Source organism: Corynebacterium sp. LK14, from assembly GCF_008042215.1.
Taxonomy (GTDB): domain Bacteria; phylum Actinomycetota; class Actinomycetes; order Mycobacteriales; family Mycobacteriaceae; genus Corynebacterium; species Corynebacterium striatum.
The window spans coordinates 162,349-185,534 of the sequence record NZ_NOVQ01000019.1; the positions used below are offsets into that span (position 1 = coordinate 162,349).

Annotated in this window: 25 protein-coding genes and 3 tRNA genes; 11 read left to right on the forward strand and 17 right to left on the reverse strand. The window is 59.3% G+C overall.

Annotation, left to right across the window (positions count from 1 at the left end; translation table 11 throughout):
* Window positions 1-4: 4 nt before the first annotated feature.
* The 5 genes from CHU71_RS12450 to CHU71_RS12470 form a co-directional block, all read right to left on the reverse strand.
* Window positions 5-2,407: an MMPL family transporter gene (locus CHU71_RS12450; protein ID WP_147761246.1), complete on the reverse strand. Its 2,403-nt coding sequence runs from the start codon at window positions 2,405-2,407 to the stop codon at window positions 5-7.
* Window positions 2,408-2,517: 110 nt separating this feature from the next.
* Window positions 2,518-2,608, reverse strand: a tRNA-Ser gene (locus CHU71_RS12455).
* Window positions 2,609-2,656: 48 nt separating this feature from the next.
* The gene (locus CHU71_RS12460; RefSeq protein ID WP_005530396.1) at window positions 2,657-2,857 is read right to left on the reverse strand and encodes a CsbD family protein; all 201 of its coding nucleotides are present in this window, start codon (window positions 2,855-2,857) and stop codon (window positions 2,657-2,659) included.
* A gap of 42 nt (window positions 2,858-2,899) precedes the next feature.
* Window positions 2,900-3,331 (reverse strand): nucleoside deaminase, encoded by a 432-nt coding sequence (locus CHU71_RS12465; RefSeq protein ID WP_049145561.1) that lies wholly within the window; start codon window positions 3,329-3,331, stop codon window positions 2,900-2,902.
* Between the two features lie 31 nt (window positions 3,332-3,362).
* A complete protein-coding gene (locus tag CHU71_RS12470) occupies window positions 3,363-3,842 on the reverse strand; it encodes a tRNA adenosine deaminase-associated protein (RefSeq protein WP_005530399.1) in 480 nt (159 codons plus the stop codon).
* A 39-nt stretch (window positions 3,843-3,881) separates the two neighbouring features.
* Here CHU71_RS12470 and CHU71_RS12475 point away from each other — a divergent pair, with 39 nt between their 5' ends.
* Complete coding sequence (locus CHU71_RS12475) at window positions 3,882-4,910, forward strand: prephenate dehydrogenase (RefSeq protein ID WP_147761247.1); 1,029 nt, start codon at window positions 3,882-3,884, stop codon at window positions 4,908-4,910.
* Window positions 4,911-4,919: 9 nt separating this feature from the next.
* Here the strand turns inward: CHU71_RS12475 and CHU71_RS12480 are convergent, their stop codons facing one another.
* Window positions 4,920-5,108, reverse strand: a complete 189-nt coding sequence (locus CHU71_RS12480; RefSeq protein WP_005530402.1) for a hypothetical protein — start codon at window positions 5,106-5,108, stop codon at window positions 4,920-4,922.
* A 320-nt stretch (window positions 5,109-5,428) separates the two neighbouring features.
* Between CHU71_RS12480 and CHU71_RS12485 the strand changes: the two genes are divergently transcribed.
* The gene (locus CHU71_RS12485; protein ID WP_255456448.1) at window positions 5,429-6,190 is read left to right on the forward strand and encodes an endonuclease domain-containing protein; all 762 of its coding nucleotides are present in this window, start codon (window positions 5,429-5,431) and stop codon (window positions 6,188-6,190) included.
* 266 nt (window positions 6,191-6,456) lie between these two features.
* On the opposite strand, the gene CHU71_RS12490 is transcribed toward CHU71_RS12485, so the two are convergent.
* From CHU71_RS12490 to CHU71_RS12510, 5 genes are all read right to left on the reverse strand, one after another.
* A tRNA-Arg gene (locus CHU71_RS12490) sits at window positions 6,457-6,529 on the reverse strand.
* A 141-nt stretch (window positions 6,530-6,670) separates the two neighbouring features.
* Entirely contained in the window at window positions 6,671-8,245 is a 1,575-nt protein-coding gene (locus CHU71_RS12495; protein WP_147761249.1) for a DASS family sodium-coupled anion symporter, read from the reverse strand.
* A 197-nt stretch (window positions 8,246-8,442) separates the two neighbouring features.
* Window positions 8,443-8,772 carry a DUF202 domain-containing protein gene (locus tag CHU71_RS12500; RefSeq protein WP_147761250.1) on the reverse strand — a complete coding sequence of 110 codons (330 nt, stop codon included), beginning with the start codon at window positions 8,770-8,772 and terminating at the stop codon, window positions 8,443-8,445.
* Window positions 8,773-9,141, reverse strand: a complete 369-nt coding sequence (locus tag CHU71_RS12505) for a YidH family protein (RefSeq protein ID WP_147761251.1) — start codon at window positions 9,139-9,141, stop codon at window positions 8,773-8,775.
* Window positions 9,142-9,157: 16 nt separating this feature from the next.
* Window positions 9,158-9,550 (reverse strand): MmcQ/YjbR family DNA-binding protein, encoded by a 393-nt coding sequence (locus tag CHU71_RS12510; RefSeq protein WP_061920044.1) that lies wholly within the window; start codon window positions 9,548-9,550, stop codon window positions 9,158-9,160.
* A gap of 132 nt (window positions 9,551-9,682) precedes the next feature.
* On the opposite strand from CHU71_RS12510, the gene CHU71_RS12515 reads away from it, so the two are divergent.
* From CHU71_RS12515 to CHU71_RS12535, 5 genes are read left to right on the forward strand one after another with little or no spacing between them, the layout of a single operon-like run.
* A complete protein-coding gene (locus CHU71_RS12515) occupies window positions 9,683-10,294 on the forward strand; it encodes a DUF4178 domain-containing protein (protein WP_061920042.1) in 612 nt (203 codons plus the stop codon).
* A 6-nt stretch (window positions 10,295-10,300) separates the two neighbouring features.
* Window positions 10,301-10,783, forward strand: coding sequence for a DUF2617 family protein (locus CHU71_RS12520; RefSeq protein ID WP_061920040.1), 483 nt, complete (start codon window positions 10,301-10,303; stop codon window positions 10,781-10,783).
* A complete protein-coding gene (locus tag CHU71_RS12525) occupies window positions 10,780-11,169 on the forward strand; it encodes a DUF4247 domain-containing protein (RefSeq protein ID WP_005530417.1) in 390 nt (129 codons plus the stop codon). Before CHU71_RS12520 ends, CHU71_RS12525 begins: the two co-directional genes overlap by 4 nt.
* Before the next feature lie 14 nt (window positions 11,170-11,183).
* On the forward strand, window positions 11,184-11,582 hold the full coding sequence (locus tag CHU71_RS12530; protein WP_061920035.1) for a DUF350 domain-containing protein: 399 nt from the start codon (window positions 11,184-11,186) through the stop codon (window positions 11,580-11,582).
* On the forward strand, window positions 11,570-13,129 hold the full coding sequence (locus CHU71_RS12535; RefSeq protein ID WP_147761252.1) for a polyamine aminopropyltransferase: 1,560 nt from the start codon (window positions 11,570-11,572) through the stop codon (window positions 13,127-13,129). The genes CHU71_RS12530 and CHU71_RS12535 overlap by 13 nt, the downstream gene beginning before the upstream one ends.
* Before the next feature lie 5 nt (window positions 13,130-13,134).
* Here the strand turns inward: CHU71_RS12535 and CHU71_RS12540 are convergent, their stop codons facing one another.
* Both CHU71_RS12540 and CHU71_RS12545 read right to left on the reverse strand, forming a co-directional pair.
* Entirely contained in the window at window positions 13,135-13,833 is a 699-nt protein-coding gene (locus tag CHU71_RS12540; protein ID WP_179294263.1) for a TrkA family potassium uptake protein, read from the reverse strand.
* Complete coding sequence (locus CHU71_RS12545) at window positions 13,826-15,127, reverse strand: TrkH family potassium uptake protein (RefSeq protein WP_244080949.1); 1,302 nt, start codon at window positions 15,125-15,127, stop codon at window positions 13,826-13,828. Before CHU71_RS12545 ends, CHU71_RS12540 begins: the two co-directional genes overlap by 8 nt.
* A 175-nt stretch (window positions 15,128-15,302) precedes the next feature.
* Between CHU71_RS12545 and CHU71_RS12550 the strand changes: the two genes are divergently transcribed.
* Complete coding sequence (locus tag CHU71_RS12550; RefSeq protein WP_147761253.1) at window positions 15,303-16,709, forward strand: NAD-dependent succinate-semialdehyde dehydrogenase; 1,407 nt, start codon at window positions 15,303-15,305, stop codon at window positions 16,707-16,709.
* A gap of 592 nt (window positions 16,710-17,301) precedes the next feature.
* The gene (locus CHU71_RS12555; protein ID WP_255456449.1) at window positions 17,302-18,060 is read left to right on the forward strand and encodes a response regulator transcription factor; all 759 of its coding nucleotides are present in this window, start codon (window positions 17,302-17,304) and stop codon (window positions 18,058-18,060) included.
* 23 nt (window positions 18,061-18,083) lie between these two features.
* On the opposite strand, the gene CHU71_RS12560 is transcribed toward CHU71_RS12555, so the two are convergent.
* Together CHU71_RS12560 and CHU71_RS12565 are read right to left on the reverse strand one after the other, a co-directional pair.
* Window positions 18,084-18,175: transfer RNA gene (locus CHU71_RS12560), tRNA-Ser, on the reverse strand.
* Between the two features lie 74 nt (window positions 18,176-18,249).
* Window positions 18,250-19,395: a CdaR family transcriptional regulator gene (locus tag CHU71_RS12565; RefSeq protein ID WP_147761254.1), complete on the reverse strand. Its 1,146-nt coding sequence runs from the start codon at window positions 19,393-19,395 to the stop codon at window positions 18,250-18,252.
* Window positions 19,396-19,491: 96 nt separating this feature from the next.
* On the opposite strand from CHU71_RS12565, the gene CHU71_RS12570 reads away from it, so the two are divergent.
* Both CHU71_RS12570 and hisC read left to right on the forward strand, forming a co-directional pair.
* Complete coding sequence (locus CHU71_RS12570; RefSeq protein ID WP_147761255.1) at window positions 19,492-21,183, forward strand: alpha-keto acid decarboxylase family protein; 1,692 nt, start codon at window positions 19,492-19,494, stop codon at window positions 21,181-21,183.
* Window positions 21,184-21,193: 10 nt separating this feature from the next.
* A complete protein-coding gene (hisC, locus tag CHU71_RS12575; protein ID WP_070518313.1) occupies window positions 21,194-22,246 on the forward strand; it encodes a histidinol-phosphate transaminase in 1,053 nt (350 codons plus the stop codon).
* 102 nt (window positions 22,247-22,348) lie between these two features.
* On the opposite strand, the gene CHU71_RS12580 is transcribed toward hisC, so the two are convergent.
* Both CHU71_RS12580 and CHU71_RS12585 read right to left on the reverse strand, forming a co-directional pair.
* A complete protein-coding gene (locus CHU71_RS12580) occupies window positions 22,349-22,738 on the reverse strand; it encodes a hypothetical protein (protein WP_062042731.1) in 390 nt (129 codons plus the stop codon).
* A 95-nt stretch (window positions 22,739-22,833) separates the two neighbouring features.
* On the reverse strand, window positions 22,834-23,013 hold the full coding sequence (locus CHU71_RS12585; RefSeq protein ID WP_061920021.1) for a hypothetical protein: 180 nt from the start codon (window positions 23,011-23,013) through the stop codon (window positions 22,834-22,836).
* Between the last annotated feature and the right edge of the window lie 173 nt (window positions 23,014-23,186).

Sequence of the window (23,186 nt, forward strand, 5' to 3'; positions counted from 1 at the left end):
GGGGCTAGTTTACGTGTTGCGTCGTATCAGCAGATGCGCCGCCATGCTCACGCTCCCACTCTTCTTCCAGAGCTGTGCCTTCGATGTCGAGGGAAGGCATGACCTTGTCCATCCACTTCGGCAGCCACCAAGTGGCGCGGCCCAACAGGAACATCGTGGCGGGGACGAGGGACATGCGCACGAAGAAGGCGTCGAAAAGCACGCCTGCGGCAAGTGCGAAACCGAAGATCTGAATGAACGGCAGCGGCTGGTTAATAAACGCCACGAAGACCGAAATCATGATGATGGCTGCGGCCGTGACCACGCGCGCGCCTTCGGTAAAGCCCGCGATGGTGGCCTCGTCCACGGCGTTGTACTTGGTGCCACTGCCCTGCGGGTGGCGCGAGATATGCTCGCGCATGCGGGTAACCAGGAAGACCTGATAGTCCATGGCCAGGCCGAAAGTCACGCCGATCAAGAAGATAGGCATGAAGGAAATTAGCGGACCAGGCGCCGGGACTAGGCCAAAGAGGCCGTCCTGCCACACCAGAACCGTAAGGCCGAAGGCCGCGCCCACTGAGAGCAGGAAGCCCAAGCCAGCCACCACAGGGACCAAGACCGAGCGGAAGACTAGGAAGAGCAGAAGGATGGCCAGGCCCACCACGATGGCCAGATAAGGCAGCATGGCGGCCTCCAAGCGCTCGGTGATATCTAGCTGCACGGCGGTCAGGCCAGTCATGCCGATTTCCGCGCCGGTGACCTCGCTCAGGCGCTCATTTTCCGCACGCAGTGCCGACGCCGTGCCGACGGTCGTGGGATCCGTCGGGCCGGTGGTCGGTGCAACCATGATCTGCGCCGCGGTCTGATCAGAGTTGAGGCCAACGATCTGTGCGTGCTTCACGCCGCCTACCTGGTTAAGCTGCTGGGTCGCGTACATGAAGGAGGCGAAAGTTGCCTTCTTTTGTTGGTCTTCGCCTTCTTGACCCTGAATCAGCGGCTGGAGAGCCGGCGCGTCTGGGTTGGCTTCCTCACCGTTGACGATGACCAGGAATGGACCATTGACGCCTGCGCCGAAGCCTTCGGCCAGCAGGTCCGCGGACTTGCGTTGGGTGGTATCCGGATTCGAGCTGGTATCCGCCGGCAGCGCGAGCTCCATGTTCAGCACCGGGGCGCTCAGCGCGCCAAGACCCAACACGACCACGGCCATGACCAGGCCCGGGGCCTTCTGTACCGCGCGCACCCAGCGGTTGCCCATGGTGGCGCCCTTACGGTGCTTGCCCTTCTTGTTCGGGTTGCCGGCGATGCCGGGGATTCGACCGGCAAAGGCTTTATCGCCAGCCAAGCCAAGCAGCGCCGGCACCAGGGTCAGCGCGACGAGCACCGCCATGAACACGGTGCCCGCGGCGGCCAAGCCCATGGCCGTGAGGAAGCCAATCTTGGCCACGATGAGGGCGAAGAGCGCCACGAAAACCGTGGCGCCGGCGAAGACCACGGAGGAACCTGCCGTGCCCACCGCCATGCCGGCGGCTTCGGGCCCATCCATCCGCGAGCGCTCCTGGCGGTAGCGCGACATGATGAACAGCGCATAGTCGATGCCCACGGCCAGGCCAATCATGATGGCCAGGACCGGGGTCAAGTTATTGAGCTCAATCCAGTGCGTGGCAATCATGACGCCGAGCGCGCCGAGGCCCACGCCCACGACGGCCGAGATCAGCGGCATGCCCGCCGAGACCAAAGAGCCAAAGGTGAAGATGAGGACGAGGAAGGCCACGCCCAAGCCGATGATCTCCGAGGTGGAGTTGACCTTAATCTCATCGCCAAAGCCCGCGCCGCCGGCCTCGACCGTTAGCCCCCTCTCGCGGCCCAGCTCCATCGCTGCGGTGACGACGTCCTTGTCTTCTTGCTCAACGGTGTAGGAGCTTTCCGCATCGAAGTCGAAGGTGGTGTAGGCGATAGTCTCATCCTCGTTGACCATCGCGAGGTTTTCCGCATCCTTGCGGGCGGTCTCTTCCGGCAGGCCCATCGAGGTGAATTGATCGATAACCTGCTGCTGCAAAGCCGGAGATACGTCGAGCGGGTTGCCCCAGCGTTGCTGGTCCTTGATGCCGAGCTCGTCGGTGATCTGATCGACCACCTGCTGGATCGCTTCCTTGTTTTGCGGGTCAGAAAGCTTCTGCCCCTCGGGGGCTTGGAAGACCAGGTTCACAGAAGGCGCGCTGGCCAGGTTGCCGCTTTCCGGGAAGAGCTCGGCGGCGCGGTGGGTGGCGTCAATCGCCGGCGTGCCCTTGATGGAGTACTCCGTAGTCATGGGCTTCATCAAGGCAATCGTGGCGCCCACGGCGGCCACAAAGATCACAAGCCACGCGATGATCACTTTCCACCTGTTGAGGAAGGACCAGCGCCCAAGACGGTACAAGAGTTTTGCCACAGGAGTTACCTTCTGTCTCGTTGATTAACTTCGCCCAGTCTAGCGGCCAGCCGCTGGCAGCTAAAACAAGAAAAGCCGTGGAGCAATTACTTGCCCCACGGCTTTCGCTATGGCGGTGGCGGCGGGATTTGAACCCGCGGTTGGGGGTTACCCAACATTCGCTTTCGAGGCGAACACCTTCGGCCGCTCGGACACGCCACCGTAGTCTAGGTTACGTGTTGAAGCGCGCGGCACAAAATCCCGCCGGATTTACTTGTCCTTCAGGCCGCCAATAACCTCGTTGGCCTTGTCCTTTACGCCCTCGACAGCGTCAGAGACTTTGTCCTTAGCCTGGGAAATAACCTGGTCTGCCTTGCCCTCGTTAGCAAGATCCTCGTTGTCGGTTGCGTTTCCCGCAGCTTCCTTGGCCTTGCCTACTAGGTCGTCCTTCTTGTTTTCAAAATCACCCATGATGAGCCTCCTTTGTTTGCGGTGGCCCCACCCTACACAATTTCAGCGCAGCTCGCCGAAGAAGCCGGTCAGCAGTCCGGCGCATTCTTCCTCGCACACCCCGGCGCGCACTTCGGGCACGTGCAGGGCACCGGGGGCACGCAAGACATCGACAAGCGAGCCGCACGCGCCCGTCTTCGGTTCGAAAGCACCAAAGACCACGGAAGCCACGCGGGCACCCTGGATGGCCCCGGCACACATCGCGCACGGTTCGAGGGTGACCACAATTTCGCAGCCTTCTAGGCGCCAGCCATCGCCATGCTTGGCGACGGCCGCGCGAATCGCCTCCACCTCCGCATGCGCGGTGGGATCGCCGCGCTGCTCTCGGCGGTTGACGCCGGTGGAAAGCTCGTTGCCGGCGGCGTCGTAAAGCACTGCTCCTACCGGGATATCTCCTGCCGGAGTTTGCCGTGCCACCTCGAGCGCGCGGCGCATGCGAGTCTCGGCGCGGGCCAAGCCTTGGGATTTAAGCAATGATCTCTTCGAGCTCGTCGCCGAAGCCTAAATCGCCCGCGATGCGCAGGAGCATGTCGGAGGGCCAATCTTCGTCATTGTCGATGATGTAGCCCAACTGATCTTCACTGAGCCCAAGATCAGCAAAAATATCGAAGTCACCGTCGCCATAAGGATCTGGATCCTCGTCGTCGTCATCGATTTCGGGGAAGTCAAGGTCGCGCAGCTCCAGGAAGTCGGCGGCGAAATCATCCTCGTCGGCATATGTGGCGTCAGAGATCAGCATGCGCACATCTCCCGGCACCGGGCGCACAACGACAAAGTAATCATCGTCCACACACAGCAGCGCAAAGGCCGCGCCCTCGGAGCGCAGCGCGCGCACTGCGTTTATGGAGGTGTTGATGTCCTCGAAGTCGTCATCGAACTCCCGAACCACCCATTGCCCCTCATTGCGGGCAACGGTAACTGCGAAGGAGATGTTGTCATCGCTCATACCTCGTGAGATTAGTCGTGTTGTGCCAGAATTGTCACCGTGAGTTCTCAAGACGTTCAACGACCCGTATGCATCATCGGCCTCGGCCTCATTGGTGGTTCCCTGCTGCGCGACCTCGTGGCAAGCAAACACGCAGTGTATGGCTATAATCACTCGACTTCCGGCGCCCGCAGCGCCATCAAAGCGGGCTATGACGTCACCGATGACATGCCTGCGATCCTCGCACGCGCCGAGGCTGACGACGCCCTTATCGTCATCGCTACCCCCATGAATGCGGTGGACTCGGTGCTGGATCAGATCGAAGAGCATGCGCCGAGCTGCGGCATTACCGACGTGGTTTCGGTCAAGACGGAGGTCCGCGAGCTCTTCCTGAAGCGTGGCATGGAAAGCCGTTACGTGGGCGGGCACCCGATGGCCGGTACCCAGAACTCCGGCTGGGACCACTCCCAAATTGGCCTGTTCAAGCGCTCGGCGTGGGCAATTACTTATGACTACGCGGCGGAGTGCGAAGCCCGTGGCGAGCGCATCCCTAAGAAGTGGATTGAGACCTTCTCCGATGTGGTGCGCATGACACAGATGGTGCACGCAGAGGCCGTTCCGGTGCGCGTGGCCAACCACGATGCGGCCGTGGCCCGCATTTCTCACCTGCCACACGTGCTGGCTGAGACCCTCGCCGTGGTGGGCGACAATGGCGGCATCCTCGCGCAGTCCTTGGCCGCGGGCTCCTTCAAGGACGGCACGCGTGTGGCGGGCACCACGCCTGAGCTCGTGCGTCAGATGTGTGAGACGAACGCGCCCGCGCTTGTCGACGCCCTTGATGAAGCACTGCAGCTCCTCCAGGCCGCGCGCGACTCGCTTGCTGCGGAGCAGCCTTCCATCGCAGACTTGGCTGAGACCGGCTTCCGCGCCCGTACTCGTATTGAGGCGCGCTCGGGTGCCCGCAAGGAGTCTGTCTCGCCGGTGAAGATTTCCTCCCGACCGGTACTGCGCCTACACCCGGGCGGCCCGAACTGGGTGGCGCAGCTGCGCCAGTCGGAGTCCTTGGGCGGGCGCATCGAGATTTTCTAGGCTGCGCTTTTAGTCCCGGAAGGTGTCATCGCGCTGCTTCCGGGACTTTGACTCGTCTCGGCTCAGCGCGAGAATCGGCAGGCCGAGGAGGCCGAGCGCAATTCCGACGGGCAAAAGCCATAGCATCCCCGACGCCAACCAGAGAACCGCACCGAGAATGGCGCCGGCGATGAGACAGGATGCAAGCTTCTGGTTCATGGAATCTAGGGTACGGGGGCGTCGGAAAGCATGTGCGATCGGCCTAACTGACAACGAAGCCTACAGTTTCGGGGGCGTCGCGGCTTTCGTTGGCAAATATGCAGCTTTCCGGTAGCCGGTTGCCCCACCCCTTGTTAAGCTGAACGCAGCATCAACGGGGGGAAACGATGAATGCGCTACTTGTTCGGGGGCTAAGTAGGTCCCAACTTGTCACGCGTCTGCGGCGTGGGGACATCACCAAAATTGCGCGCGGAATCTACGTGTGGGGAGCTCCGACACCGCTGGAGGTTCTGCGAGCGGTCCAAGAATACAATGCGACTGTGCTCGCTGCCGGTCGCACCGCGGCACAGCTCTATTTAGGCCATGAGCTGACGACTCCGCTGGAGCTGCGCGGGCCTGCGCGCTTGCCGACGTCTCCTTTCTACTCACTGCGCCGCACTAAGCAGAACGCCTATCGGATGATCGATGGCATCCGGGTAGCAAATCCGCTTCTCGCCATCGAGCGGCTCGACGCCGCCCTGGCGCTGGAGCTGTGCGAGGCCCTCTACTCGACGAAGGAAGGCAGGGAGGCCATCGAGCGGGACCGAGCGGAGTTTCGCCGACTGTCGGCGCACGCGCAGAAGGTGCTTACGCAAGCTGCGCTGTTTACCGACTCTTCTGCGGAGATACTAGTCATCCGCGCTTTGAAGTCGCGCGGACTGAAGGTGGAGAGCAACTATCTCATTGGGGCGTATCGGTGGGACATTGTCTTGCCGGATTACAAGATTGCGATTGAGATAAACGGTTTGCAGTTCCACTCAGCGCTCACGCCGTGGATTAGGGACCACTGGAAGAACAACGAGGCCGTCCTGCGGGGCTGGCGTACATTGCGCTATACCGGCCATTGCGTGAAATACCACCTGAACTACATCGTGGAGCAGATTTGTACTGCTAATCAGCCCGCCTGGGAGAGGCGCTACTACCGCGGAGTGCGCAGCTGGCACCGCGCGTTGGGCCCGGCGCCGTGGGAGGGAGCTCTGGAGCCGCCGCCCGAACCGGACTGGGTGAGAGACATCGACTTTTCTCAGCAGGAGCCGCAGTAAGCGGGCTGTCTGTGGCTTTCGCTGCGGCTAGGGGCTTTGGCTGCGGCTGCGGATCTGCATAACTGGATCTGCATAACTGACAACGAAGCCCTTCATCTGGCCTCCACGAGCGCTCTCGTTGGCAACTACGCAGATCCTAGGTGGCGTCCACGGGTGAAAGCCGACCGTCATTGCAAAGTAGCCGGTAAGTGGCCCTCGAAATAAAGGCACACTGCAAGACGAAGACACCCCCTAGCCTGTTTAGCAAGCTAGGGGGTTAAATTCTGTGCGCCCGGAGGGATTCGAACCCCCAACCTTCTGATCCGTAGTCAGATGCTCTATCCGTTGAGCTACGGGCGCAGTCCATTGGCGTTGAGCGCCAAGCGCTCTCTGCAACGTTGATTAACTATAGTGCCGTTGCCCAGAAGCAGCAAATCGCCAGGCCGCAATACGTTTTTACGCATTGTTAACCTGGCGCCAACTGCACTAAAACACCACCCTTTAAAGCACCAACCCAAAGACCGGCACGGCCAGCAGGTAGACCGTCAGCGTAATGAGCACACAGCCAATGAGGTTGAGGCCAACACCGCCCTTGATCATGTCGCCAATCTTGACGTAGCCAGAGCCGTACGCAATCGCGTTCGGCGGGGTCGCAACAGGGAGCATGAACGCGCAGGTAGCCGCGAGAGCAACCGGGATGGTCAGCAACAGGATGTTGATTTCCCCGTTGGCAGTCAGGCCAATGCCCACGGCCACACCGCCCATAATCGGCAAGAAGGTCGCCGCCGTTGCGGTGTTGGAGGTGATCTCCGTCAGGAAGAGGACGAGGAGGGCGACCGCCGCGATGAGCAGGATGGTCGGCAAGCCGCCCAGGCCCTTGGCCATTTCACCAATCCACAGGGAGAGACCGGAGTTGTTAAACATCGCCGACAAGGACAGGCCACCGCCGAAGAGAAGCAGCACGTCCCATGGCATCTCGTTGGCAGTCTTCCAATCCAGCAAGCGCACGCCGGTCTTAGCGTCGGCAGGGATAGCAAATAGCAGCAGGCCGGCCGCGATGCCGACGATGGCGTCGTCGTAGTTGGAGTCCTCGCCCACTAGGAACGGGACGGCAACCCAAGAAATCGCAGCACCCAAGAAGATGATCCCGGTGAGAATCTGGGGCATGGTCCACGCGCCGAGAGCCGCGATTTCCTTGTCGATGAGCTCCTTACCACCAGGAATACGGTCCATCTCCGGCTTGAAGATAGTGATCAGCATGAACCAGGCGACGAACAGGAAGATGATAGCCAGGGGCATGCCGACAATCATCCACTTGCCGAAGCCCAGCACGATGTCATGAGATTCCTTCATGTAGCCAGCCAGCAGGGCGTTCGGCGGGGTACCGATGAGCGTGCCCAGCGAGCCGATGGAAGCCGAGTAAGCAATACCCAGCATCAGGGCCGTTGCGAACTTCTTCTGGTTCTTCATGCCACCAACCGTCTCAGCAGTCAGCGCCAGCACGGAGGTACCAATCGGCAGCATGACCACTGCGGTAGCGGTATTAGAGACCCACATGGACAAAAAGCCCGTGGCCAGCATGAAGCCCAAAACCAGGCGCTTGGGCGAGGTGCCCACGATCTTCACCACGGTCAGCGCCATACGGCGGTGCAGGTTCCAGCGCTGCAGAGCCAGCGCGATGAGGAAGCCGCCCATAAAGAGAAAGATGGTCGCCGATGCATAAGGCGCACCGACCTCTTTAATCGTGCCCACACCAGCCAGCGGGAAAATAACCAGCGGGAGCAAAGCGGTCGCTGCAAGCGGAATCGCCTCGGTCATCCACCACACACCCATCAGGATGGTCACGGCCGCAACCGCGCGAATTGCCCCGTAAGTGTACTCCTCTTCTGGGTCAGCGCCGGAAGACTGCAGAACAGTCTCCACCGCATTGGATGGGAAGAGGAACCACACCAGCGCAGCCAAGGCTACGCCAAGGAAAAAGCCAATCACCATGCGGCGCCATTCGCCCTGCTTTACGCCTTGGTCGTCTTCGCCTTCTACATGTGCTGTCGATTCGTGTGTATGCGGTGTTGTCATGCAGTTCTCCCTGGATTGTCCTCGGCTTGGCGTGTGCAACGGGGGCGTTTTCGCAGCGAAAAATAAATACCCACGTTCGCGAAAACCATACAGCTTGGAGCAACGCAAAACTAGGAAATGATCTTTAGTTACCCCCACTGTTTATGAAAAACCGACTAGCCTACCCCCTCGGGTCCACTAGCCAACCTTGTAACAGTTCAGCTTTGCAAGGAAATGGCGCTACCCCCACCGAGTCCTACAATGGCCAAAAGTGCGAGCAAAGACACGGCCAAGGCAAGCCCAGCGAGAGCCGCGGCGCCGGGAAGTGGGGTGCGGGAGGCGAGGGCGGCGTCGTAAAGCGCGGCGCGTCGATGTACCCGCCAACCCAACCATGCGCACACCAGACCACCGCCCACGTAGGCCGCCAGCTGCGCGTTTGACCAGGGAATTTCACTGCGCAGCACCACCAGCGCCACCAACACGAAAGCCAAGAGCGTGCGCTGCCAGGACAGGCGCGTGCGCTCGGGCTGCAATCCGACGTCGTACATCTAAGCCATCAACTGACCTGCGAGGATGAGCGCGCCCACCACGATGACGAGCCCCACGAGCAGAGGCATCGCGACATTCGGCGGCAGGGGCTTTTGCTCACGCATCGCGCTTTCCGACGCCGCCCAATGCGCCCACGCCACCGCCGGCAATACGATGGCGACCACCAGCATGATCACGGAGATGATGAGGGTCAGCGTGCCATGAATCGGGAGGTCGAAAGCCTGCAGTGCAACGCCACCTGCGATGAAAGCGAGCGAGGTACGAATCCATGCCAAGAACGTGCGCTCGTTGGCCATGCTGAAACGCGGATCGGGCTCTGTGCCTTTTTCATAGACAAAGCGTGGGAACCGGCCATTAGATTTATCCATTGCGTCTTATACTTCCTTAACGCACTGCCTCTTGCCACCCGGCAGGGCGCTGCGCCTTAGGCAGCTTTTGCACCACCGCGGCATAAGATTCCTGGACGAGCTCCCGAACTAACTTGGGGTTTATCGAATCCCCGGGATACACGGTGTACCAGTGCCGCTTATTCATGTGATATGCAGGGCCGATGTCGGCATAACCAGCCTGCAAAGCGGAGACATCCTCCGGCGGAGCTTTGAGAATGATGGCCTTCTTTCCACCGAAGGGCTTATTCGCAGGCATGGTGGTGGCCAGCATGAACCACTTTCCGCGCACCCGCCAGGCTCGCCAGCCTTCGACGAAGGGATAGGACTCGGCGTCAATGAGTTCTTCCGCCGCATCGCTCGCAGTAGAAATAAGCTCTTTTTCGTTCATACGCCGACCTAAAATCCATCGAATTGAAAACGACAATTCCCCAGCGTAATGCGTAGGACTATCGGACGTCCAAGGCGTGGGCTAAGGTGACTGCTACAGACCTAAGCTAAGCAAAAAATTAAAGGGCCAGTCATGAACAAGATTTTCTTTCTGCTCGCCGTGGTTTTGTTAATCGCGGCCATCTACATGTTCTTTAAATCGCGCCAAGCCAAGGCGGCTAGCACGCAGGAGACGGGCGATACCTTCTCCAAGGATTACTTCGCCGAGGCCAAAGGCCAAAACGAGTTCAATCCAGAAAATCTTGGTCCGGGTGCAATCATCCGTTACGGCGCCACCGACTACGTCGTCCGCGGCACCCTGACCCTAAATGAGGGCCCTTATTACTGGTACGAGTACCTGCTCGACGGTGGAGATAACTCCTCCTGGCTGGGAGTCGAGGTCGATGAAGGCCAGCTCAATCTCACCTGGTGGACCTCCCGCAAGGGCGCCGGCGTCACGCCAGATCGCGGCACCGTGGAATTCGAGGGAGTTACATATAGTGAGGACGAGCGTGGCCATGCGCGCTACACCTCCACCGGCACCACCGGCCTGCCAGAGTCCGGCGAGATGCGCTACGTAGATTATTCCGCGGGTGACAAGCTGCTGGGCTTTGAGGGCTGGGCCAACAATGACAGCTGGGAGGTATCCACCGGCCACACCATGCTGCCGGGTGAGTTCACCGTGTACCCAGCTCCAAAGGCATAGGCCGCAGTGGAGGTTCTAGATTGCCCCAGCGCTGACGTCAGTGCCGCTGACTTGGGGCTGCGCTTAAACGGCCCGCGCCCGCAGGCGTTGAGCATGACCGTGCTTCACGGTTCCGATGGCCTGCGGCTTGAGCTGGATATCATCGGTGCTTCGCATACTGCCAGCGTTTATCGCGACGAGACGCTACTCTTCCGCGAGGAGATCTCCTGCCACTGTGAGGGTCCGCTGCCGCAGACCTACGGTGAGATGACGGGCTACGAGCTGAAGACGGACGTCGCCAAGCATGGCGCGGATGGCTTCGCCGCAGAATTTCAACGGGTATCGGGCACGGATTGGCTCTCGGCGCAATTTCCCGGGCAGGGCGAATACCACGTCACCGCCCTCAAGGGCACCGCACTCGAAGACTGCGCAGGCTTCGAGTGGGAAACGGTGCATATGTACCCTGCAGAAGAAATAATCGTGAAGACTACAAGTAGGTGGATTCCATGAACTATGACAAAGGCTGGAAATGGTCACTGGTCTTCGCCGTACTTTTCGCAGTGATTGGCGGTCTGACTTCACCCGGCGTTACTGGCGCCCCCATCAGGTCAGGCGCCTGTCAGGCAAACAATGTTCAGGCAGAGGCCAACCGCCTTGCAGCAGAGCACAAGCCGAAGGCGCGCCAATTCGATCCCGCAACGGGCACGGAGTACCTGCGCTACCGCAAGCAGATTGTCAAGGTCGAGCCCACTGGCCCGCAGAACTGTTCAGTGCGCGTGGAAAATCTCGATCACTTCCACGACGGCACCTATATCTTCTTAGGTCCCGGTTTTAGTCCCTCCTCCCCTTCCCGTTCTTCCGGCGGCTCCTCCGGGTCTTCCGGCGGCGTGAAATAGAAAGGCTTTAGTTCATGCTCGATTCAATCCTGGCCACCTTTGCTTATTTCGGTGTTGCAGCGGTACTGCTACTTGCCGGCTTCGTAGTTCTGGATCTGCTCACCCCGGGCAAGCTTTACCGCGCTGTCTTCGTTGATCATCACGTCAACGCTGCGGTCATCGCTTCCGCCCAGCAGATTGCCCTGGGAGCGGTGCTGGTTACCGCCATCGTGCACTCTTTTGACCTGCTAGAAACCGCTGTCTACGGCCTAGTCGGCATCGTGCTGCAGGCACTAGCGTTGGTCATTTTGGAGGCGCTTATCCCCGGCCGTTTCCGGGATCTGGTGGAAGATACCAAGCCCCGCGCGGGCACCTTTTGCGCGAGCGTCATCCTCATCGTCATCGGCGCAATTAATGCCGCATGTCTGACCTAAACGCTTCCCCCACCGCAGATTCCCTGGTCCGCTCGCGCGCCTGGCGGGTAGCTCTGCTTATCTCCGTCTGTATCTGCGCAGCTTCGGGCTTGGTCTACGAGCTGGCCTTGCTGACGCTGTCCACGAGCCTCAACGGCGGCGGCATCGTAGAGACCTCACTGATCGTGGCAGGCTACGTCGCCTCTTTAGGCCTGGGCGCGTTGATGGCCAAGCCATTCTTGTCGTGGCCGGCGAATTCTTTCCTCATCGTCGAAACCTTGCTCGGCCTGTGCGGCGGCGTGAGCGCCGTGGTGCTCTACATGGTCTTCGCGCTTGTCGGCCAGTCCACCCTCATTTTGGTCGTAGCGACGCTGCTCATTGGCATTTTAGTGGGTATGGAAGTGCCACTGCTTATGACGCTGATTCAGCGCGGGCGTACTTCGAATGCTGAGGATTCCGGCTCGGTGGTGGCCAACCTCAACTTCGCGGATTACGTCGGCGGCCTGCTGGGCGGTTTGGCGTGGCCATTTGTCTTGTTGCCGTGGCTGGGCATGATTCGTGGCACCGCTGCGGCCGGCTTGGTCAACCTCATCGCCGCACTCGTGGTTGCGCTACTTCTGCTGCGCACGGTGCTCGCCGGCAAGCAGCTTCTAATGCATGTCCTCGCGCTGCTGGGCGCTATCGCCTTGCTGCTTACTCTCATCATCCGCAGCGAATCCTTAGTGGTAACCGCCCGGCAATCGCTCTACGATGATCCTGTCATTTACGCCCATACCTCGGATTATCAGGACATCGTGGTGACCAAACGCGGCAAGGATTCGCGTCTCTATCTCAACGGCGGCCTGCAATATTCCTCCCGCGATGAGTATCGCTACACCGAGTCCCTGGTCTATCCTGTGCTGCCTGCCGAGCCAGGCGGGCGAGTGCTCGTCACCGGAGGCGGCGATGGCTTAGCCGCGCGCGAGCTGCTCAAAATGGACTTTAAGGTCACCCAGGTCGAGCTCGATCCCGAGGTAGTGAACGTGGCCAACACGGTCCTGCGCGAGAACAACGGGGGCGCCATGGAAGATCCACGCGTGCGGATCCTCAACGAGGACGCGTTTACCTGGTTGCGTTCGGGCGGTGATCACACGCTTTACGACGCCGTCCTCATCGATCTACCCGACCCCGACTCCGCCGCCATGGCCCGTCTTTACTCGGAAGAATTCTACTCCATGGCGCACAAGATGCTCGCTCCCGGCGGCAAGATGGTCGTGCAGGCAACCAGCGCTTTTAGTACCCCCGATGTATTCTGGCGTATCGATTCCACGCTGCGTTCCGCTGGCTGCCCCACCGTGCCTTATCACGTGCACGTGCCCACCTTTGGTGACTGGGGCTTTGTGGCCTGCGCGGAGGAAATCTCCGTGCCTAGCTACGCTCCCCCGCTGCGCTACCTCAATGATGCGACTCTTGAGGCCGCGCAATCTTTCGGTTTAGATAACCAGCCGCGCGACCTGCCGGCCTCCACGCTCGATCATCCTTATGTGGTCGATGACCTGCGCCGCGGATACCGCCAGGCAGGGGACTAAGAAGCTTAAGACCCAGCCTCGGAGAACTTCTCCAAGGCGACGGGGCTGCCGGCAATCACGATAAGATCCGTCGGGTTCAATTTCTGGCCTTTCTCAACAGGCATCCAGTGGCCATAGTCCTTGCGCACTGAGACCAGCTGCACGCGATGTTTTTCCCACGTTTTCTGCGGATCTAGTGGGGTTTGAACCAAGTGCGCGGGCGGGGTGAGCTTGGTAACGCCATAGTCCTCAGCGATTTCGGCGAAATCTTCGAACTTGCCGCCGAGCAAGTGTGCAATGCGGCGACCAGTGTCGCGTTCTGGGCGGATGACGTGGTGTACGCCCAGCTGCAGCAGGATGCGTGCATGCGCGTCGGAGTCCGCCTTCGCCCAAATGTCCTTTACGCCGAGTTCTACCAAATTTGAGGCGGTCAAAATGGAGTCCTCTAGGTGCGAGCCGATGGCCAGCACCACGCGGTCCACCTCGTCGATGCCCAGCTGGTGCAAGACCTCGGCGTCGGTTGTATCAGCTTGTACTGCCTCGGTGAGAACCGGCGAATAATCACGCACGAACTTCTCGCAATTGTCGATGCCGAGCACCTCAACGCCATGATCCATAAGTTCACGCGCCAGGGAAAAACCGAAGCGCCCCAAGCCGATGACGACCACTGCGGGGATGTCGATGGATTGCTTTTCGTGGCGCAGCGCGCCGAAGATGTTAGCCAATGAACGGCCTTTCTACTGGGTAGCGATAGTGACGAGTTACTGTGCGCGCGGCCAAAGCGGCCACCAACGTGGTCGGCCCAACGCGGCCAAGGTACATGATGAAGCACAAAATAATCTGGGAAGGCGCGGTCAGGCTGGCCGTAATACCTGTGGACAGACCAACGGTGGCGAAAGCCGAGAGCACCTCGAAGGTGATCTGGTCGGTAGAGAATTGCGGGTTCAAAACCACTAGGGTTCCAACTCCGAACATCGCCACTGCCGCACCGGCCACAGTCAGGGCGAGCGCCTGGCGCGTAATCGAATTCGGCAAACGGCGCTTACCGATGGTGGTGTCCTCACGGCCCAGGAACTCCGCCGCCATCGCCGCAACGAGCACGCAGGTGGTGGTCACTTTCACGCCGCCGGCCGTACCGGCGGAGCCGCCGCCGATGAACATCAAGATGTCCGAGGCCATCAAGGTAATGGAATGTACATGCCCGTAGTCGATGGCATTAAAGCCCGCTGTACGCGGCGAAGCACTCATGAAGAAGCTATTGAGCAGCTTGGTGCCAAACGGCATATCTGCCAGCACGCCGGACCACTCGGCCACCAAGAAAAACGTCATGCCGCCGAAGAGCAAAATGGCAGTTCCCACCAGCGTCATCCGCGCGGTAATGGACATGTGGTGCACGCGCGGCGCACGCCCTCGCAGGGCGAGCTTGATCCGGCCGCGGATACGGCGCACTATCTCCGCCAACATGGGATAGCCTAAGCCACCCACGATGAGCGCAAAGGCCACCGGCAGCAGAATCCACGCATCGGTATTAAAACCAATCATATTGTCCGAGTAAGTACTAAAACCCGCGTTGTTAAATGCCGAAATCGCGTGGAAGACACCCTCCCACATCGCGCGCAGCACCGGGACGCCATGTGCGAAATGCAGGCGTAGGGCCAAGAGGACAGCAACTACAGCCTCACAAACGAGGGTGACGAGAAAGGTAAGCAAGAGGGTACGGCGAATGCCGCCGGCTACGGGGCGGCCCTCGGCGGCCGTCGAGCGCCGCGCCTTCAAGCTGATGCGTCCGGTTAAAAGCATGCCGGACAAGGAAGCAAGCGACATGATTCCCAAGCCGCCGAGCTGGATGAGGGTGATAATTACCACTTGGCCGAAGGGAGTCCAGTACGTGCCGGTCTCTTCCACGATGAGACCAGTCAGAGAGACAGCGGAAGTCGCTGTAAAGAAAGCGTGTAAAGGAGGAGTCCACTGCGTGCCTTCGGTAGAAAATGGCAGCATCAGCAGGAATGCCCCCAGCATGATGAGCAGAAAAAAGCCCAAAGCTGTCACGCGTGCAGGGCCAAAGATGCGGCTTCGGTTCTGCGAGGATCTACGTTTCACAAATAGGGATATTAGACCTGTTAGGGCGATTTACCATTTTTATAAGTGACTAATTTTTCTTGAAGACTCGGCACATCGCGGGTACACAGGGGACATGAGTACTTTTGCACTTGAGAACCCAAACACTGGCGTCTCCGAGGAGACCTTCGACCGCATCAATGACTCTGACCGTGACGCGATCCTGGACCGCTCCACGGAAGCCTTCAAGAGCTGGTCCCGCACCTCAATCGAGGAGCGTGCAGCCATCCTCTTCCGCACTGCAGAACTCTATGAAGAAAATGCAGACAAGCTAGCCGAGCACATCGGCCGTGAGATGGGTAAGCTCACGCGCTGGGCAAAGGGCGAGATTCAAATCGTCGCTGACATCTACCGCTGGTACGCCGAGCACGCTCACGAGCTGCTCGCGCCCGAGTACTTGGCGGCCCAGGGCGCGCAAAAGACTGTTGTTAAAAAGGAGCCGCTCGGCCCGCTGCTGGGCGTTATGCCATGGAACTTCCCGTACTACCAGGTTGCCCGCTTCGCGGCGCCGAACCTTTTGCTGGGTAACACCATCGTGCTCAAGCACGCTTCCATCTGCCCGCTGTCTTCCCAGGCCTGCCAGGATCTCCTGGAAGAGGCGGGTCTACCGAAGGACGCTTTCATCAACATCTACGCTTCCGGCTCCCAGATGGATGCCTTCGTGGCGGACAAGCGCATCAAGGGCGTTTCCCTCACCGGCTCTGAAGCAGCCGGCGCTGCGGTGGCAAAGACCGCGGGTGAGAACTACAAGAAGTCCGTACTGGAGCTCGGCGGCAACGACCCATTCATCATCATCGATGACAAGAAGCTCGAGTGGACCCTCGATCAGTTCGTACCAATCCGCATGTACAACACCGGCCAGGCCTGCAACGCCCCAAAGCGCCTGATTGTGTTGGAGGATTTCTACGACCGCACCCTCGACTACCTGGTGGAGAAGATCGGCAACCTCAAGGTCGGCCCATACGACGACGAGAATGCCGACATCGGCCCACTGTCCTCCATCGGTGCCCGCGACGAAATCATCGAGCGCCTCGACAAGGCTGTTGCCGATGGCACCGCCACCGTCCGCGTGGGTGGCAAGAAGGTAGACCGCGACGGCGCCTACATGGAGCCAACGCTGCTTAGCGACGTCGATCCTTCCGCCGAGATCGCCTGCAACGAGATCTTCGGCCCAGTCGCAGTCATCTACAAGGCAAAGGACATCGACGAGGCCATCGCAATTGCCAACAACTCTGACTATGGCCTCTCTAGCTCCGTGTGGGGTTCCGACCTCGACAAGGCCTTCGAGGTGGCACAGCAGCTTAACGACGGCATGACCTTCGTCAACGAGGCTTCCGTCACCGCTGCTGGTCTCCCGTTCGGCGGCATTAACCGCTCCGGCTACGGCCGCGAGCTCGAGCGCTGGGGCGTGGGCGAGTTCGTCAACGAGCACCTCTACCGCGTCAGCGGCCAGGACGACGCGGGCCTCTCCCCGGCGATGTAAGTACACAAGCCCGCTCTTTCCGGAGCCGCACCCCCATCCTGCCAGCTCAACACTGGTGGGGCGGGGGCTCGCCTTTTACTCCTCACTGTCTAGACCTCACCACCTAGCGGCAACCACGGTGCAGCACAAGGACGCCCCTAAGACCGATAAAGAGTCAAAGCGCAGCATCCACGCAAAACATGCAAACGCTCCCAGAGGCTGTGCGATTGAACTAGCCTGCGGGAGCGTTTGAAGGTTTTAAAAGCTTTTACTTCTGCAGACCTTCAGCGATTGCGTTGAATATGCCGCCGAGGATTTCGAGAACGGTAGATGCGATTTCCATGATGGAGTCCTAACTGTGAAAGGGTCATTAACTAGTGGAATTGGGCTGTGCCTGAATCCAGTTAGGACCTTACTTCCGTTAGCGTAGGTTAGCTAGCCCTAACCACGCTTTTACCACGGAAAATTGCCCAATTTTAGCTTTATATCAGGCGAAATATACTTTCGTATCCTCCTTTGTGTAAGCCCTTTGCGCGGGGGTTTTAATTGAGCTCAATGATGGTAAAAGTAAAGTGTGCATAAATAAGAGTTTTAACTATGAAAGTAGATACCTATGGCTATTTTCCAAGTCGGCGAACCAGCATCGATGAGCACCGCTGACACTGATAGCCGCGTCGCGACGTTGATCGTTGATGACGATCCCCTCGTACGCTCGTCGCTCAAGACCTACTTCTCATGTACTTCCGACATTCACGTCGTCGCCGAGGCCAGCACCGGTGTCGAAGCCCTTTCGCTTCTCGACCAAATCGACATCGATGTCATCATCGCCGATATTCACATGCCCGAGATGGACGGAATAACGCTCTTGCGCGAGGCCAAGAAGCGGCCCACCCCACCAGCATTTGTAGCAATCACCGCTTTAGACACTGACAAAACAATGCTCGAGGTCTTAACCAACGGAGGGGCCGGCTACGTTGTAAAAAGCAGCAAGCCGGCCACAATGTATGCCGCTGTGCGCGACGCGGCAAACGGCGGCACAGCCGTTTCGCCGCACGCACTAACCCGCCTAGTTGACTACCTTCCCCAATCCGATTCCCATACAGAGGGCGATAACGACAAAGAATCCAGCGTTCTCGAGTTCAATGAGAAGTACGCCTTACTCACCGATACTGAGAAGCAAATCTTGAGCTACATCTGCGAAGGGCGCTCAAACGCAGAGATCGCCAAGTCTATGCACTACGCACAATCGACCGTTAAGAAGCAGATTTCCCACCTAATGGCTATCTTTGAGGTGAGCTCCAGGCTCAGCCTGGCAATAACCGCACTGCCCCACATCGGGGGCTTAAGCAAAAAGTCTCGAGACAGCGAGTAAACGATGTCTCGAGACTTCTCAAGTGGCGGAGACGAGAGGATTTGAACCTCCGGACCTGCGCAAGCAAGTCAACTCCTTAGCAGGGAGCCCCATTCGGCCGCTCTGGCACGTCTCCAGCGATTCGCAATGAATCTTCGCTTACTTTACCCGAGCCCCTCAACGCGTGCCAAACAGCCCCCTCACTACCGGCTAACTGCTTAAGTTATAACGGCGATTAAGCGCCGCATGCAGCTTCAATGCCACGTGCAACGCGGCGCAACGCCACCCATCATCCAAGGCCTGCGCGCCCAAAATTTCACGCACGCGGTCCAAGCGATAATGCAAGGTAGCACGGTGGATATACAAAGCAGCAGCTGTGTCACTCACGTTACGCGCGTGCTCAAAGTAGACCAGAAGGGTCTCCCAGTAGCTGTTGCGCTCGTCGTCGAGAAGCAGGCCCACATCCGGACTGAGCGCGCGCACGGTAGCGGGACTCAAGTCCCAGCCCAAAAGCGCACGCCACGCGCCTGCCAACACCCAGTCCATCGCTTCCTGCCCCGTCAGCCGCGCCACGTCCGCCATAAAGCGTGCCCGGCGCGCCGTCGGCGCACTGCCGCGCGCGCCAATCGCGGTGCCCGCCGTCAGCGCCGCACTGACTACCGCCTCAATGAGCACCTTGGTGTCCTCCGCATCGCGCGGGGATTCGATGATCACCAAGGAGTCGTGGGAGTCCATGGCCAAGAAGGGCCGGCGCCGCAGCGGGCGCGCTAGCTCAATCGCGAGCTGCATCAAGTCGCCATCCACGTCAATGCGGTGGATGAGCAGCTCCCCGTCACGCGGCAAAAAGTCGCGCTCCCGCGCCGCGGCCAGCGCGCTTTCGTCGCCCGCCAGGATGTCGCGCGCTAAGTCCCCCAGCACCTGCGCACGCGCAGCCAGCGGGGCATCGCGCTCATCCACCAGCTGCGTCAAGGTGTTCAGCTGGGGCGCAACGGAGGAAAGGGCGGCGTCGGAAAGCGCGGGCTCATCGATGATCCACACATGCCCCACCAGGTCCGCCCCACGGCGCAACGGAACAACCACGCGTGGCAGCATTCCGTAGTCCTCATTGGCGGGCAGGCGCACCGGCACCGTCGAGTCCTGAATCCCAAAGCTAAGCATCCACGGAATCGGCTCCGGCGGCGGGGTGCGGTCCAGAATCGACGCAGCGCGATGACTATCAATCGCGCCCAGCTGCGCGCTCGCCGCGATCACGTTGATGGAGGGCGTGGTCACCTCGACAGAACGCTGAAGCTCCTTGGCTACCTCGTCTGCCAAATCCTGGATGCGCGACAGGTTCGGCGCCGTGAGTTTCGACATATGTCAAAGATAGTTCTCAATATTGTCTAATGACAACAAAAATGTGACCTACGATAATCGTTTAATCAAAGAAACTTTGAACAGAAAGGACTCGCAATGCAGACTACTGTCGGCGAATTTATCCTTGATCGCTTGAAGGCCATCGGCATCACCGAAATCATCGGTGTCCCGGGCGATTTCAACTTGAGCTTCCTCGAGCAGATCGACGAAGACAAGGACATCCGTTTCGTCGGCGCCTGCAACGAGCTGAACGCAGCCTATGCCGCTGATGGCTACGCCCGCCAGCGCGGCGTCGGCTGTCTGCTCACCACCTACGGCGTGGGCGAGCTTTCTGCCCTCAACGGCATCGCGGGCGCCCGCGCTGAGCACGTCCCACTCGTTTCCATCGCCGGCGCTCCGCCGCAGTACGCCACCGAGTTCCGCTGGAACCTGCACCACACGCTTGCCGACGGCGACTTTGCCAACATGCTCGACGCCATCGCACCGTTTACCGAGGTAGCCACCCGCGTCTCCCCGATGAATGTGGTCGAGGAATTCGACCGCGCCCTGCACACCTGCCTGCGCGAGAAGCGCCCGGTGCACATCCAGATCCCTTCCGATATCACGCACCTGACCATCGAGGTCCCGGATACCCCGTTCAGCACCGAGCTGGCTACCTCCGACAAGGAGCGCCTCGAGGCTGCGGCCGATCGCGTGCTGGAGCGCCTCGCTGCTGCTACGGACCCGATCATCCTCATCGATCAGGACACTAGCCGCCACGGCTTCGCCGACAAGTTCCGCGCCATCATCGACAAGGCCCAACTGCCGTACTCCCAGCTTTCTTCCGGCAAGGCCATCCTCTCCGAGCGCGACCCGCTGTTCATCGGCACCTACAACGGCGCCGCTTCCGCCCCGGGCGTACAGGAGCGCATCGAAAACTCCGACTTCCTGGTCACCACCAATCCACGATTCATCGAGGTCAACTCCGGTTCCTTCACCCACGATCTGGAAAAGGCGCACGTGTTCAACTTCGGCGATCAGCACCTCAACGCTGACGGCGAGTACTTCGTGGGTATCAATACGCTGGAGCTTCTCGACGTCCTCGTCGAGCGCATCCCAGCCAAGGAAGCCGCCGCGGGCGAGAAGTTTGAGCTGCCTGCCTTCGAGCCAGACGAGTCAGCGCCGCTGACCCAGGAGCGCATCTGGAACCAGATGATCCACTTCCTCAAGGAAGACGACGTGGTCATCGCCGAGGCGGGTACTTCCAACATCGGCCTGGGCCCGCTGCGTATGCCGGAGGGCGTGCAGTACATCAACTCCACCATCTGGGGCTCCATCGGCTTTACCCTGCCAGCCGTGCTGGGCTCCCAGCTGGCCAACCCAGAGCGCCGCCACGTGCTCTTCATCGGCGATGGTTCCTTCCAGCTAACGGCCCAGGAGCTATCTACCATCCTGCGCCAGGAGCTCAAGCCCATCATCGTGCTGGTCAACAATGATGGCTACACCATTGAGCGCTACATCCTGGGCATGGAGCAGGAGTACAACGCCATCCAGAACTGGAACTACAACGAGCTGCCGAAGGTCTTCAAGGCAGATACCACCATGGAGTCCTACGCAGCGAAGACCGAGGGCGAGCTGGCTAAGGCGCTCGCGGACATTTCTGAGCACCCGGAGCGCGGCGCCTTCCTTGAGGTTCAGCTCGACGCTTTTGATGCGCCGAAGGGCCTGCAGGCATTCGGCCCGCTCACGGCGGAGTTTGACTACGGCCCTCGCGGTCCGCGCAACCCGGAAACCTCTTCCCAGGGCTAAGGTGGTTGCCATGATTCGATCCGATCTTTCCTCCCTGCCTGTCTATGTTCCCGGTGCCCGCAACGAGACTGCTTTGAAGCTGTCTTCCAATGAAGCCACCCAGCCTCCGCTTCCGGAGGCGCTCAAGGCCATGGAGGCCGCGGCTGGCGACGCCAATCGTTACCCCGACATGGGCGTCGTCGAGCTGCGCACTGCACTCGCAGAGCACCTTGGCCTGACGCTCGATGAGGTGGCCGTGGGAACGGGTTCTTCTGCCATCTGCCAGCAACTGGTACAAATCACCTGCCAGCCTGGCGATGAAGTGGTTTTCCCGTGGCGTTCCTTCGAGGCCTACCCGATCTTCGCCCACGTGGTTGGCGCGACGCCGGTTCCGGTCCCGCTGAACGAGGAGCACCGCGTGGACTTGCCGGCGATGGCCAAGGCCGTGACAGAAAAGACCAAGGTTATCTTCGTGTGCAATCCGAATAACCCCACCGGTTCGATTATCACTCGCGAAGAATTCGACGAGTTCCTAGCGGCCGTGCCGGATGACATCATCGTGGCATTGGACGAGGCTTACATCGAGTACAACCGCAACGACTCCCTGCCGCTGGCCACCGAGTACGTCAAGACGCACCGCAACGTCGTGGGCCTGCGCACTTTCTCCAAGGCCTACGGCCTAGCCGGAGTGCGCGTGGGATATGCCTTCGGCGACAAAGAGATCATTGAGGCGTTGAACAAGGTAGCCATCCCGTTCTCCGTGAACACGGTGGCTCAGGTAGGCGCCCTACATTCGCTGGCAGCGCAGGATTCCCTGCGTGAGCGCACCGATGAGACGGTTCGCCAGCGCGAGCGCGTCACCGAATACTTTGCCAAGTTCGGCGTCCCTGCTTCCGAGACCAACCACATCTGGTTCCCGGCAGCAAACATCACCGAGCTGGGCACCCCACAAGAAGTCGCTGCCAAGCTCGCTGAAAACGGCGTGCTGGTCCGAGCCTTCGACGAGGGCGTGCGCATCTCCATCACCACCGCCGAGGAGACCGATGTACTCCTCAAGGCGTGGGAGGCTGCTTTCGGCGCCTAAAACGACAACGCGGGTAAAAGATCACCAAAAAGGGGTTGCTACCAAGGCGGCAACCCCCTTTTTTTAGAATAAGCATCATGTTGCTGCGTGCGTTGTTGACGCCTATTCCTCGTCGTATTCGTAAGGCATCTTGTGCTTATCCGGATGCGGAACAACCATAAGCGCCATCAGTAGGCCAGCTCGGTCTTTTTCAAGGATGAATCGGCTCAATGCTGCTGCGTCCACGTCCCGAGGCAGTGGATTGCCACCAAAATTTGTTCCAATTTCACTTGATGAAGGGCTTGCAGCGTCATATATAACAAGGTCATCAAAGCTCATGACTTTTTCAATGACATCCTGAAGCTGCTCACTAGTCAATGCGTCGTCATCGTAGCCGGTATCTTGGACGACGTAGACGAGATTGACCCAATCATCATCGGCTTTAAACCAATCAATGACAGCGTCGTAGACTTCATCGGCAGTGAGAATCTTGCGCGGTTTATCGGGCAACATGGACTTTATAATTTTCGGCTCCCGAAGACACTTCAAACGGGACTCATTGATGAATGAAACACGTAAACTTAGCGTTCTTCATTTCACTATCTGTGCTAAGCGTGTTTTTCCCCTTCGCTTCTCTTTTTCACAGGTATAGCAACCGAAAGAGCGATGCCTAGCAAGGCTATGGGAACCCCAAGATTGGTAAGCTTATTTTCCCAATATAGGCCCGCTACGCACAACAAAACCCCTGCAATGAGAACGACAAGGGTAAAAACTTTAAGCAATTTCATTTCCGCATCGTCCTTACAATTTTCGTCATCAACTGAACTTAAGAATCGCCCTTTAGACTAACAATTCTTTTCCCACCAATGAGTCCTGTTTCTAAATCGGATACTTTCGTATACTCTTCTCGGATTTTGTGGTTTGACTAGATCATGTAGGTGAAAATGGGCGTGTTCCATTA

What these genes read in the sequence shown, in the direction of transcription:
- CHU71_RS12505 (WP_147761251.1), bottom strand. Translation starts at nt 9,141, where the DNA reads ATGGATAAATCTAATGGCCGGTTCCCACGCTTTGTCTATGAAAAAGGC.
- CHU71_RS12530 (WP_061920035.1), top strand. Translation starts at nt 11,184, where the DNA reads ATGCTCGATTCAATCCTGGCCACCTTTGCTTATTTCGGTGTTGCAGCG.
- CHU71_RS12500 (WP_147761250.1), bottom strand. Translation starts at nt 8,772, where the DNA reads ATGTACGACGTCGGATTGCAGCCCGAGCGCACGCGCCTGTCCTGGCAG.
- CHU71_RS12510 (WP_061920044.1), bottom strand. Translation starts at nt 9,550, where the DNA reads ATGAACGAAAAAGAGCTTATTTCTACTGCGAGCGATGCGGCGGAAGAA.
- CHU71_RS12470 (WP_005530399.1), bottom strand. Translation starts at nt 3,842, where the DNA reads ATGAGCGATGACAACATCTCCTTCGCAGTTACCGTTGCCCGCAATGAG.
- CHU71_RS12545 (WP_244080949.1), bottom strand. Translation starts at nt 15,127, where the DNA reads ATGCTGGGGGCATTCCTGCTGATGCTGCCATTTTCTACCGAAGGCACG.
- CHU71_RS12515 (WP_061920042.1), top strand. Translation starts at nt 9,683, where the DNA reads ATGAACAAGATTTTCTTTCTGCTCGCCGTGGTTTTGTTAATCGCGGCC.
- CHU71_RS12550 (WP_147761253.1), top strand. Translation starts at nt 15,303, where the DNA reads ATGAGTACTTTTGCACTTGAGAACCCAAACACTGGCGTCTCCGAGGAG.
- CHU71_RS12535 (WP_147761252.1), top strand. Translation starts at nt 11,570, where the DNA reads ATGTCTGACCTAAACGCTTCCCCCACCGCAGATTCCCTGGTCCGCTCG.
- CHU71_RS12460 (WP_005530396.1), bottom strand. Translation starts at nt 2,857, where the DNA reads ATGGGTGATTTTGAAAACAAGAAGGACGACCTAGTAGGCAAGGCCAAG.
- CHU71_RS12580 (WP_062042731.1), bottom strand. Translation starts at nt 22,738, where the DNA reads ATGTTGCCCGATAAACCGCGCAAGATTCTCACTGCCGATGAAGTCTAC.
- CHU71_RS12585 (WP_061920021.1), bottom strand. Translation starts at nt 23,013, where the DNA reads ATGAAATTGCTTAAAGTTTTTACCCTTGTCGTTCTCATTGCAGGGGTT.
- hisC (WP_070518313.1), top strand. Translation starts at nt 21,194, where the DNA reads ATGATTCGATCCGATCTTTCCTCCCTGCCTGTCTATGTTCCCGGTGCC.
- CHU71_RS12555 (WP_255456449.1), top strand. Translation starts at nt 17,302, where the DNA reads ATGGCTATTTTCCAAGTCGGCGAACCAGCATCGATGAGCACCGCTGAC.
- CHU71_RS12570 (WP_147761255.1), top strand. Translation starts at nt 19,492, where the DNA reads ATGCAGACTACTGTCGGCGAATTTATCCTTGATCGCTTGAAGGCCATC.
- CHU71_RS12465 (WP_049145561.1), bottom strand. Translation starts at nt 3,331, where the DNA reads ATGCGCCGCGCGCTCGAGGTGGCACGGCAAACTCCGGCAGGAGATATC.
- CHU71_RS12480 (WP_005530402.1), bottom strand. Translation starts at nt 5,108, where the DNA reads ATGAACCAGAAGCTTGCATCCTGTCTCATCGCCGGCGCCATTCTCGGT.
- CHU71_RS12565 (WP_147761254.1), bottom strand. Translation starts at nt 19,395, where the DNA reads ATGTCGAAACTCACGGCGCCGAACCTGTCGCGCATCCAGGATTTGGCA.
- CHU71_RS12495 (WP_147761249.1), bottom strand. Translation starts at nt 8,245, where the DNA reads ATGACAACACCGCATACACACGAATCGACAGCACATGTAGAAGGCGAA.
- CHU71_RS12525 (WP_005530417.1), top strand. Translation starts at nt 10,780, where the DNA reads ATGAACTATGACAAAGGCTGGAAATGGTCACTGGTCTTCGCCGTACTT.